At 45.2% G+C, this 17,796-nt stretch carries 17 protein-coding genes; 16 read left to right on the plus strand and 1 reads right to left on the minus strand.

The annotated features are described in order from the left end of the window. Positions 1-22 precede the first annotated feature (22 nt). The 10 genes from AC0DBE_RS00195 (at position 23) to AC0DBE_RS00240 (ending at position 10,380) form a co-directional block, all read left to right on the plus strand. On the plus strand, positions 23-523 hold the full coding sequence (locus AC0DBE_RS00195) for a hypothetical protein (protein ID WP_472960727.1): 501 nt from the start codon (positions 23-25) through the stop codon (positions 521-523). 199 nt (positions 524-722) lie between these two features. Further along, positions 723-1,499 (plus strand): 6-carboxyhexanoate--CoA ligase, encoded by a 777-nt coding sequence (gene bioW, locus AC0DBE_RS00200; RefSeq protein WP_472960729.1) that lies wholly within the window; start codon positions 723-725, stop codon positions 1,497-1,499. Next, positions 1,489-2,835 carry an adenosylmethionine--8-amino-7-oxononanoate transaminase gene (gene bioA / locus AC0DBE_RS00205; protein ID WP_472960730.1) on the plus strand — a complete coding sequence of 449 codons (1,347 nt, stop codon included), beginning with the start codon at positions 1,489-1,491 and terminating at the stop codon, positions 2,833-2,835. Before bioW ends, bioA begins: the two co-directional genes overlap by 11 nt. Then, the gene (gene bioF, locus AC0DBE_RS00210) at positions 2,825-3,994 is read left to right on the plus strand and encodes an 8-amino-7-oxononanoate synthase (protein ID WP_472960731.1); all 1,170 of its coding nucleotides are present in this window, start codon (positions 2,825-2,827) and stop codon (positions 3,992-3,994) included. The genes bioA and bioF overlap by 11 nt, the downstream gene beginning before the upstream one ends. Beyond that, the gene (gene bioD / locus AC0DBE_RS00215; protein WP_472960732.1) at positions 3,991-4,686 is read left to right on the plus strand and encodes a dethiobiotin synthase; all 696 of its coding nucleotides are present in this window, start codon (positions 3,991-3,993) and stop codon (positions 4,684-4,686) included. The genes bioF and bioD overlap by 4 nt, the downstream gene beginning before the upstream one ends. Positions 4,687-4,688: 2 nt before the next feature. Next, positions 4,689-5,696 carry a biotin synthase BioB gene (gene bioB / locus AC0DBE_RS00220; protein WP_014114835.1) on the plus strand — a complete coding sequence of 336 codons (1,008 nt, stop codon included), beginning with the start codon at positions 4,689-4,691 and terminating at the stop codon, positions 5,694-5,696. Positions 5,697-5,765: 69 nt separating this feature from the next. After that, the gene (locus tag AC0DBE_RS00225; RefSeq protein ID WP_472960733.1) at positions 5,766-6,953 is read left to right on the plus strand and encodes a cytochrome P450; all 1,188 of its coding nucleotides are present in this window, start codon (positions 5,766-5,768) and stop codon (positions 6,951-6,953) included. 76 nt (positions 6,954-7,029) lie between these two features. Then, positions 7,030-7,791, plus strand: a complete 762-nt coding sequence (locus tag AC0DBE_RS00230) for an NAD-dependent epimerase/dehydratase family protein (RefSeq protein ID WP_472960734.1) — start codon at positions 7,030-7,032, stop codon at positions 7,789-7,791. Between the two features lie 208 nt (positions 7,792-7,999). After that, on the plus strand, positions 8,000-8,860 hold the full coding sequence (locus tag AC0DBE_RS00235; protein WP_010886597.1) for a carbohydrate ABC transporter permease: 861 nt from the start codon (positions 8,000-8,002) through the stop codon (positions 8,858-8,860). A gap of 23 nt (positions 8,861-8,883) precedes the next feature. Continuing rightward, positions 8,884-10,380 (plus strand): extracellular solute-binding protein, encoded by a 1,497-nt coding sequence (locus AC0DBE_RS00240; RefSeq protein WP_242734865.1) that lies wholly within the window; start codon positions 8,884-8,886, stop codon positions 10,378-10,380. A 41-nt stretch (positions 10,381-10,421) separates the two neighbouring features. Here the strand turns inward: AC0DBE_RS00240 and AC0DBE_RS00245 are convergent, their stop codons facing one another. Then, complete coding sequence (locus AC0DBE_RS00245; protein ID WP_472960735.1) at positions 10,422-12,737, minus strand: helix-turn-helix domain-containing protein; 2,316 nt, start codon at positions 12,735-12,737, stop codon at positions 10,422-10,424. 215 nt (positions 12,738-12,952) lie between these two features. On the opposite strand from AC0DBE_RS00245, the gene rmgP reads away from it, so the two are divergent. From rmgP to AC0DBE_RS00275, 6 genes are all read left to right on the plus strand, one after another. Then, the gene (rmgP, locus tag AC0DBE_RS00250) at positions 12,953-13,918 is read left to right on the plus strand and encodes a polygalacturonan/rhamnogalacturonan ABC transporter permease (protein WP_014114828.1); all 966 of its coding nucleotides are present in this window, start codon (positions 12,953-12,955) and stop codon (positions 13,916-13,918) included. A gap of 7 nt (positions 13,919-13,925) precedes the next feature. Beyond that, positions 13,926-15,047, plus strand: a complete 1,122-nt coding sequence (gene rmgQ / locus AC0DBE_RS00255; protein ID WP_242734932.1) for an unsaturated rhamnogalacturonyl hydrolase — start codon at positions 13,926-13,928, stop codon at positions 15,045-15,047. Further along, on the plus strand, positions 15,044-15,547 hold the full coding sequence (locus AC0DBE_RS00260; RefSeq protein ID WP_461719077.1) for a lipoprotein YteS: 504 nt from the start codon (positions 15,044-15,046) through the stop codon (positions 15,545-15,547). The genes rmgQ and AC0DBE_RS00260 overlap by 4 nt, the downstream gene beginning before the upstream one ends. Positions 15,548-15,558: 11 nt before the next feature. Continuing rightward, positions 15,559-16,845, plus strand: coding sequence for a Gfo/Idh/MocA family protein (locus AC0DBE_RS00265; protein ID WP_061186794.1), 1,287 nt, complete (start codon positions 15,559-15,561; stop codon positions 16,843-16,845). Between the two features lie 21 nt (positions 16,846-16,866). Continuing rightward, positions 16,867-17,535, plus strand: coding sequence for a YesL family protein (locus AC0DBE_RS00270; protein ID WP_472960736.1), 669 nt, complete (start codon positions 16,867-16,869; stop codon positions 17,533-17,535). A gap of 67 nt (positions 17,536-17,602) precedes the next feature. Beyond that, positions 17,603-17,785, plus strand: a complete 183-nt coding sequence (locus AC0DBE_RS00275) for a sporulation protein Cse60 (RefSeq protein WP_003223398.1) — start codon at positions 17,603-17,605, stop codon at positions 17,783-17,785. The last annotated feature ends 11 nt before the right edge of the window (positions 17,786-17,796 follow it).

Genomic DNA, 17,796 nt, shown 5'->3' on the forward strand with positions numbered 1-17,796 from the left:
TTGAGCAAAGGAAGTGGAACCAATGGAATTACAAGACATTTTGGATTGGGCTTTCCGGCGGCATCTCAATCCATTAAGCTGGTATATCCGACCCCTCTTTTTATTAGTATTGGTTTATGCTGCGTATAAGCGCAGCTGGAAAGGCATCATCATCACTTTTGTATTGATGATGAGCAGTATGGTCTGGTTTCCGGAACCTAAGAAGATTGATCTGCAAATGAAAAAAGTGCTGGAATTTGAGCAAATGCTTTTAAGCACTCCGGTCTCGGCTGTTTTAACAATTGCTTTCATGATGGTTTTTCTCGGTTTTATTTTGGCTGCTTTCTGGAAGCGGTCGCTTGTATTTGGTTTAATCCTATTGAATGTGACACTTGTTGGGAAGGTGGCCCTGTCCTTATTTTTCACAGGTGAGAATGGCTGGGCACCGTTAGGCAATACGATTTTTGGGCTGATGATGGTAAATGGGATCGGCTTGTTCATCAAGTATAGAAATCGAAAAAAACGCAGAGGAATAGACATCTAAGGCTAGGACCGTTTAACTGTAAAACGGTCTTTTTGCTCGTTTCAAGGACCAGCCCCAAAACAAAATGAAGATTTCCTATATTGACAGAATCGTATGTGAATAATAATATTCTAATTGTTAACTTTAATTTATAATTGGTTAACAATCAGAATAGGATGTGATATACGTTCTTCAGTTATTAGTGAAAGGGCGAGAATGGATGCAAGAAGAAACATTTTATAGTGTCAGAATGAGGGCATCTATGAATGGATCTCATGAAGACGGCGGAAAGCATATATCTGGCGGAGAACGGCTTATTCCTTTCCATGAGATGCAGCGTACAGTCCATGCCTTATTAGAAAAAGGGTTATCCCATTCAAGAGGAAAGCCTGATTTTATGCAAATTCAATTTGAAGAGGTTCATGAACCGATAAAAACCATACAGCCATTGCCAGTGCATACGAACGAAGTGAGCTCCCCGGAAGAGGGACAAAAGCTTGCCCGATTGTTGTTGGAAAGAGAAGGCGTTTCACGAGAAGTGATTGCAAAAGCATATGAACAAATCCCTTCATGGTCGGGTGTCAGGGGAGCTGTTTTGTTTGATATTCACTCAGGCAAGCGGATTGATCAAACAAAAGGAAAAGGGGTCCGGGTCTCCAGAATGGATTGGCCGGACGCTAATTTTGAAAAATGGGCGCTGTGCTGTCACGTGCTGGCACATACAAGAATAAAAGAGGCCCTTGCACTCGCTTCAAAGGTCAGTCAGCACCCGGCCGCCGTTGCAGAATTATGCTGGTCAGATGACCCTGATTACATAACAGGCTACGTTGCAGGTAAGAAAATGGGCTATCAGCGTATTACAGCAATGAAAGAATACGGGATTGAAGAGGGCTGCCGGATCTTTTTTATTGATGGCTCCGAAGATGTAAACACGTACATACATGATCTGGAGAAGCAGCCTATTTTGATAGAGTGGGAGGAAGATCATGACTCATGATTTGATAGAAAACAGTAAAAAGCACCTCTGGCTGCCGTTTACCCAAATGAAAGATTATGATGAAAACCCCTTAATCATTGAAAGCGGCAATGGAATCAAAGTCAAAGACATAAACGGCAAGGAATACTATGACGGTTTTTCTTCTGTTTGGCTTAATGTCCATGGGCACCGCAAAAAGGAATTAGATGACGCCATAAAAAATCAGCTCGGAAAAATCGCGCACTCCACGTTATTGGGCATGACCAACGTTCCAGCAACCCAGCTTGCCGAAGCATTAATCGACATCAGCCCAAAAAAGCTCACGCGAGTCTTTTATTCAGACAGCGGTGCAGAAGCGATGGAAATAGCCCTAAAAATGGCGTTTCAGTATTGGAAGAACATCGGAAAGCCTGAGAAACAAAAATTTATCGCAATGAAAAATGGCTATCACGGTGATACGATTGGCGCCGTCAGTGTCGGTTCAATTGAACTGTTCCACCACGTATACGGGCCGTTAATGTTTGATAGTTACAAAGCTCCGATTCCTTATGTGTATCGCTCTGAAAGCGGCGATCCTGATGAGTGCCGTGATGAGTGCCTGCGAGAACTTGAACAGCTGCTCGAAGAACATCATGAGGACATTGCCGCACTTTCCATTGAATCAATGGTTCAAGGAGCGTCCGGGATGATTGTGATGCCCAAAGGGTATTTGGCAGGCGTGCGCGAGCTATGTACTAAATACGATGTCTTAATGATCGTTGATGAAGTCGCCACAGGCTTTGGCCGTACCGGGAAAATGTTTGCGTGTGAGCACGAGAATGTCCAGCCTGATCTGATGGCTGCCGGCAAAGGCATTACAGGAGGCTATTTGCCAATCGCTGTTACGTTTGCCACTGAAGACATCTATAAGGCATTCTATGATGATTATGAAAACCAAAAAACCTTTTTCCACGGTCATTCCTACACAGGAAATCAGCTCGGCTGTGCGGTTGCACTTGAAAATCTGAGATTATTTGAATCTGAAAACATTGTGGAACAAGTCGCGCAAAAAAGTGAAAAACTCCATTTCCTTCTTCAAGATCTGTACACTCTTCCTCACGTGGGAGATATTCGGCAGCTGGGCTTTATGTGCGGTGCAGAGCTTGTTCAGTCAAAGGAGACCAAAAAGCCTTACCCTGCTGATCGGCGGGTTGGCTACAAAGTTTCCTTAAAAATGAGAGAGCTTGGCATGCTGACAAGGCCGCTTGGGGACGTGATTGCATTTCTGCCTCCTCTCGCCAGCACAGCTGAAGAGCTCGTGGAAATGGTTGCCATTATGAAAGAAGCGATCCAAGAGGTAACCAGCCTTGAAGATTGACGCCTGGTTAAACGAGCGGTTAGACAGAGCGAAGGAAGCCGGCGTATACCGTAATCTGCGGACAATGAACGGGGCTCCGATTCCAGAGAGGAAAATTGATGGAGAGAATCAAACGGTCTGGTCTTCAAACAATTATTTAGGACTGGCAAGCCATAGCCGCTTGATCTCTGCAGCCCAAGAAGCACTGCAGCAATTTGGGGCAGGAAGCAGCGGCTCCCGTTTAACGACAGGCAATTCGGTTTGGCATGAAAAGCTTGAAAAAAAGATTGCCACCTTTAAACGGACGGAAGCGGCTTTACTGTTTTCGAGCGGTTATTTAGCCAATGTCGGTGTCCTTTCATCATTGCCAGAAAAGGAAGATGTTATTTTAAGTGATCAACTCAATCATGCAAGTATGATTGATGGCTGCCGGCTGTCTAAGGCTAATACAGTTGTTTACCGGCATATTGATATGGATGATCTTGAAAACAAGCTGAATGAAACACAGCGTTATCAGCGCCGTTTTATCGTAACAGACGGGGTTTTCAGCATGGATGGCACAATTGCCCCTCTTGATCAAATCATCTCACTTGCGAAACGCTATCATGCCTTCGTGATCGTTGATGATGCCCATGCCACAGGTGTTTTGGGTGATTCAGGAGGAGGAACGAGTGAGTACTTTGGTGTTTGTCCTGACATTGTGATCGGCACCTTAAGCAAAGCTGTTGGCACGGAAGGAGGTTTTGCTGCAGGTTCAGCGGCCTTCGTCGACTTTTTGCTCAACCATGCCAGAACATTTATCTTTCAAACCGCTATTCCGCCAGCCAGCTGTGCAGCCGCTTATGAGGCTTTCAACATCATTGAAGCCAGCAGGGAAAAACGGCAGCTTTTATTTTCTTATATCAACATGATCAGAACCAGTCTGAAGAACATGGGTTATGTGGTAAAAGGTGATCACACGCCGATTATTCCTGTGATCATCGGCGATGCCCGTAAAACGGTCACATTTGCTGAAAAACTGCAGAACAATGGGATTTATGCCCCTGCCATTCGGCCGCCGACCGTTGCGCGAGGTGAAAGCCGGATCCGATTAACAATCACTGCTGACCACAGTATTCGTGATGTTAATCATTTGCTGAAATCATTTCATTCAATTGGAAAGGAGCTGCACATCATTTGAGGGGTTTTTTTGTGACAGGAACAGATACAGAAGTGGGGAAAACGGTTATATCCAGCGGAATCGCCGCTTTATTGCGAGAACATAACAAAGATGTCGGGGTGTTTAAACCATTTTTAAGCGGTATATCTCGTCATCATCCGGAGAGCGACACTAGTCTCCTGAAAGATACGTCACAGACGAGTCTTTCTCATGAAGACATTACGCCTTTTGCCTTCAAAGCGCCACTTGCACCATATGTTGCAGGGAAGCTGGAAGGAAAGGCTGTCACCATGGAAGAGGTTTTAAGCCATTGGGAGCGGATAAGAGAAAAACATGAGTGCTTTATCGTAGAAGGTGCGGGTGGTATTTCTGTGCCATTGGGAGGGGATTTTTTAGTCAGTCATGTCGTAAAAGCGCTACAGCTTCCCATCATCATTGTGGCACGTCCTCATCTTGGAACAATTAATCATACCTTTTTAACTGTCCAATATGCAAAAAGTATGGGGCTGCCAATTGCCGGAATTGTCATCAATGGAATCAGTGATTCCCCTGATGATGATGAAAAAACCAATCCTGGGATGATTGAGCGCTTATGCGGTGTGCCGATTTTAGGGATTACGCCAAAGCTTGCCAACGTGACGAAAGAAACGGTTCTACATATGGTAAAAGACCATATCAATCTATCATTACTGATGAATCAAGTGGGGGTATGAGAATGAATCAATGGATGGAACTCGCAGACCAGGTGCTTGCTGGAGCAGAAGTCACCGACGAAGAGGCGCTTTCGATATTAAACTGTCCTGATGAAGATATTTTGCTTTTAATGCATGGGGCTTTTCATATCAGAAAACACTTTTATGGAAAAAAAGTAAAGCTCAATATGATTATGAATGCGAAATCAGGACTCTGTCCGGAAAACTGCGGCTATTGTTCACAGTCCGCGATTTCAAAAGCGCCGATTCAGTCTTACCGGATGGTGAATAAGGAAACACTTCTAGAAGGCGCAAAGCGGGCGCACGATCTAAATATCGGCACATATTGCATCGTGGCAAGCGGCAGGGGGCCGTCCAACAGAGAAGTGGATCAGGTCGTAGACGCGGTGCAGGAAATTAAAGAGACATATGGATTGAAGGTTTGTGCGTGTCTCGGACTGTTAAAGCCGGAGCAGGCGAAGCGGCTGAAAGAAGCCGGAGTAGACCGCTATAACCATAATTTGAATACTTCACAGAGAAACCATTCAAACATCACGACCTCACATACATACGATGACAGGGTCAATACGGTTGAAATGGCAAAAGAATCAGGGTTGTCCCCGTGTTCAGGCGCCATTATCGGAATGAAGGAGACGAAACAGGACGTCATCGATATTGCAAAAAGCTTGAAGGCCCTTGACGCGGATTCCATTCCGGTGAATTTTTTGCATGCGATTGACGGCACGCCGTTAGAAGGCGTCAATGAATTAAACCCGCTGTATTGTTTAAAAGTGCTGGCGCTGTTCCGTTTTATCAATCCGTCAAAGGAAATCCGCATTTCCGGAGGAAGAGAGGTCAATCTCCGCTCATTACAGCCATTAGGGCTTTACGCCGCTAACTCCATTTTTGTCGGAGATTACTTAACAACTGCCGGACAAGAGGAGACGGAGGACCATAAAATGCTGAATGATTTAGGCTTTGAAGTAGAATCTGTCGAAGAAATGAAGGCCAGTTTAAGTGCGAAAAGCTGAAAGAATCAATAAAAGCAATCGGTGTGATGTCGATTGCTTTTTATTTTTTAATAGAGAGGAAAGATACACATGACAATTGCATTTTCAACTGCATCTTCTGAGTTTTTGAAAGACCCATATCCTTTTTACGAAACGTTGCGTGCTGTTCATCCTATATATAAAGGGAGTTTCTTGAAATACCCGGGCTGGTATGTCACAGGATATGAAGAAACGGCAGCTATCCTGAAAGATGCCAGATTCAAAGTCCGGACCCCGCTCCCTGAGACGTCAATCAAATATCAGGATCTTAAACATGTACAAAATCAGATGATGCTGTTTCAGAATCAGCCTGATCATAGACGATTGCGGACGCTGGCCAGCGGAGCGTTTACTCCGAGAATGGCAGAGAGCTATCGTCTGTATATCGATGAAACTGTCCATCACTTGCTTGATCAAGTGCAAGGTGAAAAAAAGATGGAGGTGATTTCGGATTTTGCTTTTCCTTTAGCGAGCTACGTCATAGCTAACATTATAGGCGTACCGGCGGAAGATAGGGAGCAATTAAAAGAATGGGCTTCAAGTCTCATTCAAACGATTGATTTTACCCGGTCAAGAAAAGCATTAACAGAGGGCAATCATATCTCTGTACAGGCCATGGCATATTTTAGAGAGCTGATTCAAAGGCGAAAACGGCATCCACAGCAGGATATGGTCAGCATGCTATTGAAGGGGAAAGAAAAGGATAAGCTGACAGAAGAGGAAGTGGCATCTACGTGTGTATTGCTGGCGATCGCCGGACATGAGACAACGGTCAATCTCATCAGCAATTCAGTCCTTTGTCTGCTGCAGCATCCACAACAGCTTCTGAAGCTGAAAGAAAACCCAGATCTTATTGATACCGCAGTTGAGGAATGTTTACGCTATGAAAGCCCCACGCAAATGACTGCAAGAGTTGGATCAGAAGATATTGACATCAGCGGGGTGACGATTCGTAAAGGGGAACAAGTCTATCTGCTGTTAGGGGCTGCCAATCGAGATCCAAACATATTCATGCAAGCCGATGTTTTCGATATAACCAGAAGCCCTAATCCGCATCTTTCATTCGGTCAGGGACATCATGTTTGCCTAGGATCCTCGCTGGCACGATTAGAAGCACAAATTGCGATTCATACCCTTCTGCAGCGAATGCCCGGCCTCAAGCTCGCTGATTCTGAATGGCGGTACCGGCCGCTTTTTGGATTTCGGGCGCTTGAGGAGCTGCCGGTGACTTTTGAATAAGCCTAAGAATATGAGTGCCAAAAAAGTGTCAGCCCCGCCGAAAATGGGCAATCTATAAAAAAGGGGAGTGAACATCGTGAAAAAAGTGCTGATCGCCGGCGGAAATGGTGTGATTGGGAGACTGCTTGCTGAAGGGCTTATTTCAGACTATGAAGTGACAGTGCTTGATAAAGATCATTTCGATGGCAAAGCCTCTTCCATTCAGGCTGACGCGGCAAATTATGAGGAGCTGTTGAAGAAGATTCCGAAAGATACCGATGTGATCTTAAATTTATTGGCTGTCAACATCAAATACGATGTCATGGACATCGCTGAATTTGAGAAAATGACGGATGTTTTCTATAGGGCAAGCTATTATCTGTGCCGCGCCGCAGCGGAGCTCGGCATTCAAAAGCTCGTGTTCGCCAGCAGCAATCATGTCACAGATGTGTACGAAAAAGACGGGCGCTCGCTCTTAGGACGGGAAATCACAACAAGCGATTATCCGCTGTCAAAAAACTTGTATGGTGTATTAAAGCTGACCTCGGAACAGATCGGCCACTTATTTTATTTGGAAAATAAGCTTTCTGTGATCAACCTTCGAATCGGAACAGTCGTCACAGATGAAATGGATACGCTGCATGAAAAAGAACGGACGAAAAAAACGCTGCTTTCTCATCCCGATCTGCTGTCAATTTTTAAAGCCGCCATTGAAACCAATATCCGGTACGGCACTTATTACGCCGTCTCTGATAATCCGGGCCGGCCATGGTCCATTGAATCCGCTGTCAATGAACTGGGATTTTCACCACAAATCAATACGGCCGAGCTTCTGAAAGAGGAAGAGAACGGAGCATAATCATTTTCTAAGATTATGCTCTTTTTCTTTTGTGATCAATTTTCATTCACGGCAGCCCCCGCCGTGCCGGGGGACTCTGTTCAAATGATTATAGACATGGCGATCACAGATTTGCTACATTTTAGACACGATATCGTCACATGCTGCAGCTCGTTTAAAAAAGAATGATAACGCTTACAAAAGAGAGGTGGAGGCTATCGCACATTCACTGAAAAATCGCCTGTTTGATATGTTGATTTACGGGTTTTTGCTGATGTTCGCTTTAATATGCGTACTTCCGTTTATTCATGTCATCGCGGCATCTTTCGCCACAGTAGAAGAAGTCGTGTCGAAAAAATTTATTTTAATACCGACCACTTTTTCGCTTGATGCTTATCGTTACATTTTTTCAACAGATATTATTTATAAGAGTTTGCTTGTTTCTGTGTTTGTGACAGTGATAGGCACTGCGGTCAGCATGTTTCTTTCTTCACTGATGGCTTACGGATTATCCCGCCGTGATTTAATCGGTCGGCAGCCTCTCATGTTTCTCGTCGTATTTACGATGCTCTTCAGCGGCGGCATGATTCCGACTTTCCTTGTGGTCAAATCGCTTGGATTGCTCGATTCTTACTGGGCGCTTATTTTGCCGACAGCCATTAATGCCTTTAACCTGATCATTCTGAAAAACTTCTTTCAAAATATCCCGTCAAGCCTGGAAGAGTCCGCGAAAATTGACGGGTGCAATGATCTGGGCATTTTCTTTAAAATTGTGCTGCCGCTGTCTCTCCCTGCTATCGCAACGATTTCACTATTTTATGCGGTTACGTATTGGAACACGTATATGACGGCGATCTTGTACCTAAATGATTCAGCGAAATGGCCGATTCAGGTGCTTTTGCGTCAAATCGTGATTGTATCAAGCGGGATGCAGGGGGATATGTCAGAAATGGGGTCGGGCAGCCCGCCGCCTGAGCAAACCATCAAAATGGCGGTCATAGTGGTGGCGACCATCCCGGTTCTGCTTGTCTATCCTTTTATACAAAAGCATTTTGCAAAAGGAGCTTTGCTGGGATCTGTCAAAGGATAAAGAATATGAAACGGAGGGGTACGATGGGAAACAAATGGAGGGTGCTTTTGATTGTGTTTGTACTTGCACTCGGCGGAGTGCTGGCGGGATGTAAAGGGGCTGATCAGTCTTCGGCCGAAGGCAAAGCTGACTCGGATTCAAAGGTGAAACTGTCTTGGATGGCGATTTTGTATCACCAGCAGCCACCGAAAGACAGGGCGATTAAAGAAATTGAAAAGCTGACAAATACAGAACTGGACATCACCTGGGTTCCAGACGCGGTGAAAGAAGACAGGCTGAATGCAGCGCTTGCAGCCGGCAATCTTCCGCAAATCGTGACTATCCAAGATATTAAAAATTCGTCAGTCATGAATGCCTTCAGATCAGGAATGTTCTGGGAGATTGGCGATTATATCAAGGATTATCCGAACTTAAGCAAAATGAACAAACTCATTAATAAAAATGTAACGATCGACGGCAAGCTCTATGGGATATACAGAGAACGTCCGCTTTCCAGACAGGGGATCGTCATTCGGAAGGACTGGCTGGACAATTTGAATTTGAAAACCCCGAAAACGCTGGATGAGCTTTATGAAGTGGCCAAAGCGTTTACGGAGGATGACCCGGATAAGGATGGGAAAGACGATACATTCGGGCTGACAGACCGCAATGATTTAATTTACGGCGCGTTTAAAACGCTCGGCTCTTATGAAGGCATGCCGACAGATTGGAAGGAATCAGGCGGCAAATTCACGCCTGATTTCATGACGCAGGAATACAAAGACACAATGAACTATATGAAAAAGCTGCGTGACAACGGCTATATGAATAAGGATTTTCCTGTCACAAGCAAAACCCAGCAGCAGGAGCTGTTTTCTCAAGGGAAAGCCGGCATCTACATTGGGAATATGGTAGATGCGGTTAATCTGCGCGACCATGCCTCCGATAAATCGATGAAGCTTGAAATCATCAACCGCATAAAAGGCCCAGATGGGAAAGAGCGGGTGTGGGCATCAGGAGGGCATAACGGCTTGTTCGCTTTTCCAAAAACGAGTGTGAAAACGGAAGCTGAGCTTAAACGGATTTTGGCGTTTTTTGACCGAATTGCCGAAGAAGACGTCTATAGCCTGATGACTTATGGCATTGACGGCGTTCATTATAACAAAGGAGAGGGCAAAACGTTCACACGCGAGGAAAGCCAAGTGAAAGACTGGCAGACTGATATTCAGCCGCTGTCCGCCTTAATCGCCATTGATAAAGCCTACTTAAAAAACACTGGGGATCCGCTTCGGACGGCGTACGAGGAGCTGACCGAAGACAATGAAAAGATCATCGTTTCAAACCCTGCTGAAAGCCTGTATTCCGCTGCGGAGTCGGAACGGGGAGATGAACTGAAAAAAATCATTGATGACGCGACCTATAAATATATGATTGGAGACATCACAGAAAGCCAGTTTGATAAAGAAGTGGAAAAATGGGAGTCAAGCGGCGGAAAGCAGATTATTCAGGAATACGAAGAAGCGTTTAAACAAGCAAAATAACAATGGGAAAACCCAAAACCGCTTGCGCGTTTTGGGTTTTTTTACATGCTCCTTTTTTGCTGGCGGTAGTTTCCCGGTGTAATCCCCTCCAGCTTTTTAAATGATCTGATAAAGTTTTGCGAGTTTTTATATTTCAGCTTTTCGGCAATGTCTTTTACCGCCATATCAGTTTCGGCAAGCCAGCTTTTCGCCATATGGTGGCGGTAGCTGGAGACATATTCGCTGAATGAAATGCCCATTTCTTTTTTGAAAATGCTGCTTAAATAGTTTGGGTTGTAATGCAGCCTGCGGGCGATTTCGTCCAGTGTCAAATCGGATTCAAACTCATGGTGGATGATATGAATAATGTTGTCGGAAATATTTTTGTACTGGGCATCCGCACGGGCGTTTACTTTGTCTGTCATTGGATGAATGAACTCATTCCTGAGCCAGTTTTCGGTATCCTCAAACGTTTTCAGCTCAAAAATTTGGTCATACAGCATTTTGTTTTCTTCAAGCTCAAACAATTCGATCCCGAGCACATGCATCAGCTCAATCACATGGTTCAAGAAGCGGGCGATTGCGATTTGAAATTGATACGGGTTGGTGTTTTGGGTGAAAATAGCTTGCAAAATCGCGTGCAGGCATTTGTCCGCTTTCTCCTTGTCTCCCGCTTTTACGGCATCGAACAGCTCATGCTGAAGCTGCTTTGGAAAATGGGTTTTGAAGGTTTTTTTCTGGTCAAGGTCTTCGTAAAAGATGATCGACTTGTTTTCCGCTTTGAGCCGGTATTTCAATGCTTCTGAGCCTTCCGCATAGGCTGTTTTCGCTTTTGCGAGCGCATCAAACGGCTGGCTGATGCCAATGCTGACAGACAGCTGCAGCTCAACTTCCGCTTTTTCCTGAATCATTCTTGCAGTCTCACTCAGCTCAGCCAAGAATTCTTCCTTTGTCCCGTTCTGGTTGATCAAAATGGTTGCTTGCTGTTTGTCCACAACGGCGGGTGCAAGATGTTTGTCTGCCGGAATGTTTCGCTCAATGAGGCTGTTGACGGCGAACAAAAGCAGATCCATATCTTTTTTCTCATAAGGCGTGTGATTCAGCGTATCAATTTGAAGCACTAGCAGGGCGAGATGCCGCCAATTTTGCTTTAAACCAAGGCTTTCAAAACGGTTATTGACCTCCTCATCCGTCAGTTTTCCAAGCATGAGCCTGACCATAAAATATTGCTGGAGATGTGTTGCCTGCTGTTTCATCATTTCTTCAAGGTCGTCATTTCTGTCCTTCAGCTGCTTAAAGCTCTGTTCGATTAACTCAAATTCATTTTGAGGCGGCTGTTTCTCTTGTATGGCTCCATGCCTTGCAAATGATTCGTAAAGCACTCTGATCGGCTTGTAAAAATGGCGTGAGCCAAGCCAAGAGAATAATAATGAAAGCGTTAACAAAATAAAGCATACCGTAAAAGTGATCCAGCCGATTGACTTGGCCTCTTTTTTTAATTCAGGCAAGGAGACGAGAGAGAAATAAGTCCATGTGTTATAGTCAGATTTTTGATAGGTGACTTTATAATGAATCCGGTCAATAACTGTTTCAAACTGACCGCTATTGGCGGTCTGCGCCAGCATTTGTTGGACAAAGTCGTCGTTTTGAAGAGATTCACCGATGTCAGACATGTTGTTATGCAGGATGATGCGGCCTTTTTCATCAATGATAAACAGATTGTTGGCGTTTGAATAGTCAGGCATGTTTTTGACAAGCGAACAGCTCGGGATGCTTGCGGCGGCCAATCCCTTCGTATTTGTGCTGTTTAGAGGAAGCTGTTTAATCAAATTGATATTGTAGCGGCAGTTTTCTGATGTGCCTTCTTTTGTCGAAATCAAATGATTGTTTTTTTCAAGCGTCCAATACGAGCGGCTTGCTTTGTGTTGTGTGTACGCTGCGGATGCTTCATGAAGAGAGTCTGTATTCAAGCGGTACAAGCCGGAATTGTTCATGTACCATTTTTTCATATAACTGACTAGTGTCATGTTGGACAGGTCGGTATCAAAGCTTTGCAGATAGTTGAGCTCTTGGTTCACTTGGTTATAGATTTGAAATTGGTCAGAGTGCAAGGGCTCGGACAGTGTGCGAAGGAGAGGCGGCGAACTCACATAGTGGGTTAAAGAGTGATCGACGGTTTTCAAAATATGCTCAATGCTTTGCTGGGTCTGCTGGAGTGTGTCGAGTTTTTCCTCCGAAACGTTGGAGATAGCAGTCTTCTGAGAGTGCTCGTACGAAAACAATCCGACCAGAATGACCGGAATGGTGCTGAGCAAACAGAAAAACGTGATTAGTTTGTAATAAAACTTGTATTGGCTTCTTTTCATAAAACCCCCCATTTCATAACATCCACTTCACCTTAATACAATTAATCCAAAGATTGATAGATATTGTCAATAATCATTTTCTAATATCGGTGTCTTTTTTTCAGGTGGAACGGCTGAACCCTTGATCATAAAGGGATCAGGCAGGATGTGATCATATGATTGTAGACGGACTTTTGCCTGCTGCGCTACAGTGAATGCAAGAACCCGTGAAAGGAGGCTTGGAAAAGATGAAAACAGCAGAAGCGCAAGCGCCGGCTGTTGATGCAGTCATTTTTAAAAAAGAAAAAAGAAAGCGCTTACTAAATAGGCTGATCCAGCAGAAATATTTGTACTTGATGATTTTGCCGGGGTGTATTTATTTTTTGCTTTTTAAGTATGTCCCGATGTGGGGAATTGTGATTGCGTTTCAGGATTATCAGCCGTTTCTCGGCATTTTGGGCAGTGAATGGGTCGGGCTGAAGCATTTTATCAGGCTGTTTACAGAGCCTACATTTTTTCTCCTGTTAAAAAACACGCTCGTGTTATTTGCTTTGAATCTAGTTATATTTTTCCCGGTGCCGATTTTGCTGGCGCTTCTATTAAACGAAGTGCGGATCGCTCTCTTTAAAAAATTTGTTCAGACGCTGATTTATATCCCGCATTTTATGTCTTGGGTCATTGTTGTATCGCTTTCGTTTGTGCTTTTAACGGTAGACGGAGGCTTGATTAATGAACTGATTGTGTTTTTTGGCGGCGAAAAAATCAATTTTCTGCTGAACGAAGATTGGTTCCGGCCCCTGTATATTCTACAGGTCATCTGGAGGGAAGCGGGCTGGTCGACGATCATTTATCTGGCGGCCATTACAGCAGTTGACCCCCAGCTGTATGAAGCGGCGAAAATGGACGGAGCGGGACGGCTGCGGCAAATGTGGCATATTACGCTGCCCGCCATTAAAAGCGTTATCGTCGTTTTGCTGATTTTGAAAATCGGAGACACGCTGGAGCTTGGCTTCGAGCATGTGTATTTGCTGTTAAACGCGACAAACAGGGAAGTGGCGGAAATTTTTGATACGTACGTTTATACTGCAGGGCTGAAACAGGGCCAGTTCAGCTACAGTACAGCGGTCGGCGTATTTAAAGCGGCGGTCGGGCTGATTTTGGTCATGCTTGCGAATCGTTTGGCGAAGAAATTTGGCGAGGAAGGAATCTATTAAGAAAGGGATGGGATCAATGGATCAATCAATCGCTGTAAAATCGCCTCTTACGTACGCGGAGGCATTGGCAAAAACCATTATGAACACGTACACAGTGGAGGAGCTGCCGCCTGCAAACCGCTGGCACTACCATCAGGGTGTTTTCTTATGCGGTGTATTGCAGCTGTGGGAAGCAACCGGGCAAAAGCGGTATTTTGAGTATGCGAAGGCTTATGCAGATCTCTTAATCGATGATTATGGCAATCTATTATTTAGAAGAGATGAGCTTGACGCTATTCAAGCGGGTCTTATTCTTTTTCCATTATACGAGCAGACCAGGGATGAGCGGTATGTCAAAGCGGCAAAAAGGCTGCGCGGCTTGTATGGGACACTGAACCGGACGTCTGAGGATGGTTTTTGGCACAAGGACGGCTATCCTTATCAAATGTGGCTTGACGGTTTATACATGGGCGGGCCGTTCGCACTGAAATATGCGAATCTGAAGCAGGAGCCGGAGCTGTTTGATCAGGTCGTGCTCCAAGAGTCGCTAATGAGAAAGCATACGAAGGATTCAAAAACCGGACTCTATTATCACGCCTGGGATGAAGCGAAAAAAATGCCTTGGGCCAATGAAGAGACAGGCTGTTCACCGGAATTCTGGGCGCGTTCCATCGGGTGGTACGTCATGTCTCTTGCTGACATGATTGAAGAGCTGCCGAAAAAGCATCCAAACCGTCACGTGTGGAAAAAAACGCTGCAGGACATGATTGAAAGCATCTGCCACTATCAAGACAAGGAGACGGGGTTATGGTACCAGATCGTTGATAAGGGCGACAGGCCCGATAACTGGCTGGAAAGCTCAGGATCCTGTCTGTACATGTACGCAATTGCGAAAGGAATCAATAAAGGATATCTAGACAGAGCATCCGAACCAACACTGTTCAAAGCGTTTCAAGGTCTGATTCAGCATAAAACCGAAACAACAGAAGACGGTGCGTTTCTCGTTAAAGATATATGTGTCGGAACGTCAGCCGGCTTCTATGACTATTATGTCAGCCGGGAAAGAAGCACAAACGACCTGCACGGGGCCGGCGCGTTTATTTTGGCTATGACAGAGCTGGAGACTCTTTTTAGGGCAGCGGGGAAATGACAACAAGTATACGTACGGCTTTGTGTGTGATCGTCTCAGTGCTCTTTTTGGCATCATGCTCAAGCAGGCCGGACGGAATGCATGTCATCCTCTTTTCTGATATGCAGGCAGGCGTACAGGAAAACATCAAAGAGGCCACTGAGCAGAAGGCCGGGAAGGTTGATATCTATCCAGCCTTTCCGGAAAAACTGCTGACTGAAATCACCGCTCATGAGGGAGATGTTTTCATCGTGCCTGAAGACATGTTTCAAGCGTACGATGATCCGGAAAATTTTCAGCTGTTAGATGGATTGCCGTTGGAAAAAACATCTCCTTATACAACTGTTAATAAAAAAACAGGAGAAAAAATGGTCTATGCCGTTCAGATCGAAAAAGGGAAAAAACAGCTGAATGGCTATTCTTTTCAATTGAATCGCAATATGGCGGCGTTTATCCCTGTGTACGCTAAAAAAACAGAGGAAGCGCTGCAGCTGATTTCCCAACTAACTGAAGCCCGATAGAGGTGAGGACATTGAAGAACATCGTCATTTGCGGATTGAGCAGCAGAGCTCTCAGTATGTTTATCAAACCGCTGATGGAGCGGTTTTCAACACATTATGAGATTACAGGATTGCTGGATGCTGATCCGAAACGTTTTGCCGTATGCAAGAAGAAGTTTCCCGAACTTGCCCACGTACCGGAGTACAACGAAGATGCTTTTGATGAAATGATGCGCGTTTCAAAGCCTGATATCGTCATTGTGGCTGGCAGGGATGACACACATGTCACATATATCCTAAGAAGCCTTCAGTGGGATATGGATGTGATTACAGAAAAACCAATGGTGACGACAGTGCAGGATGCGAATCGGGTGCTTGAGGCGGAGGCGAAAAGCAAAGGGAAAGTTACCGTGGCGTTTAACTATCGTTATAGCCCGTTTCATCGGAAAATTAAAGAGATGATTCTGGACGGAAAAATAGGCAGGGTAACCTCTGTTGATTTGAATTGGTATATTGATACGTATCACGGCGCCAGCTATTTTAAACGCTGGAACCGGTCAAGGCCACTTTCCGGCGGTCTTTCTGTCCATAAATCAACACACCACTTCGATCTCGTTAATTGGTGGCTCGGGCAAAATCCGGCGGAGGTATTTGCTTACGGCGCCTTGAATTACTATGGGCCGGACAGTGAGTGGAACCCGCTGCCGGAAGAAGACGGGCGTTTTTGCGGGACGTGCCGGGTCAAAGAAAAATGCCATTACTATTCAAGATGGCATCCCCGCTCCTCCAAAGCCTCTGTTAAGGATGATCATCTCCAAGCGGGAGACCAGTCCAGCTTATATACTGCATACAGGCCTGACGCGTGTATTTTTGATGAGGAGATTGACATCGAGGATACGTACGTGGCGGCTGTCAAATATGACGGCGGCGCGCTTTTAAGCTATTCGATCATATTTTCCGCACCGTATGAAGGCTACCGGCTGACGATCAACGGCACAAAAGGGCGTATCGAATCAAATGAATTTCACGAGCCTTCCAGAATTCCGTTTGCTTTTCCTGAGCAGACGATCGAATACTATCCGCTTTTTGAATCAAAGCAGACAATACAAGTGGTCAAAAACGAGGGCGGGCACGGCGGAGGCGACCCGCTATTGCTTGAGGATCTTTTTTTAGGAAAAGACCCACTACGCCGCTATGACATTTTAGCCGGGGCTGAAGCAGGAGCCTACTCCATCGCGGTTGGTGAGGGGATGTGGCGCTCGGTTGCCGAAAAGAAGCCGATCGACATTAAAAGGCTTTTTCAAATGCAAAATGTATAATGCGGAAAAGGAGGGACCGCCGTGGAGCATGATGGTTCAATGGGGCGGGTGCTGCGCTTTTGCGAGTGGATCATGAGATTTGCGTATACAAACTTGCTTTGGCTGGTTTTTACGTTGCTCGGTCTCGGTGTGTTCGGCATCATGCCCGCGACCACAGCTTTATTCGCTGTCATGCGGAAATGGATTCAGGGGCAGGACAACGTTCCAGTGCTAAAAACGTTTTGGCGGGAATACAAGGCTGAATTTTTTCGTTCAAATCTGATTGGCGCTGTATTGGCGATCATCGGATTGATCATTTATATCGATTTGGCCTTTATTTATCCAAGACATTTCCTTCTGCATGTTCTGCGCTTCGCTATTATGATATTTGGATTTTTGTTCGTATCCATGCTTTTTTATGTGTTTCCGCTGCTTGTCCATTTTGACTGGAAAAAACGTCTGTATGTGAAGTTTTCGCTCTTGCTCAGTGTGGCGTATTTGCAATATACGCTCGTCATGCTTGCGCTGACTGTCGCTCTGTTTTTCTTGCTTGCGTACCTGCCCGGCATTGTCCCTTTTTTCAGCGTCAGCCTGATCAGCTACTGTCATATGCGAATTGTTTATGCCGTACTGCTGAAAGTGGAGCGCCAAGACGGTGTGCCGCAGAAGAAACATCTTACACGGGAAGCTTTTTATCCGGAGACGAGGTGATCATCATTTCTCTATCATAACACTGTTCCAAACGGAATAGATTGATAGAGAAAGGAGAGCGGATAAGATGCTGAAGGTGGCAGTATTCGATGAAGAACATGAAAAAGACTTACAGACGGAAATCAATTCATTTTTAAAAGGGATTTCGGAGGAGCAGCTGATTGATATCAAATATACGGTTTCGGCGGCGTGCGACCCGGACGGTGAGCAGCTTTACTGTTTTTCCGCCCTTATTCTATATCGAAAATAAAAAAAGATCTT

Source organism: Bacillus sp. VA15, assembly GCF_055721145.1.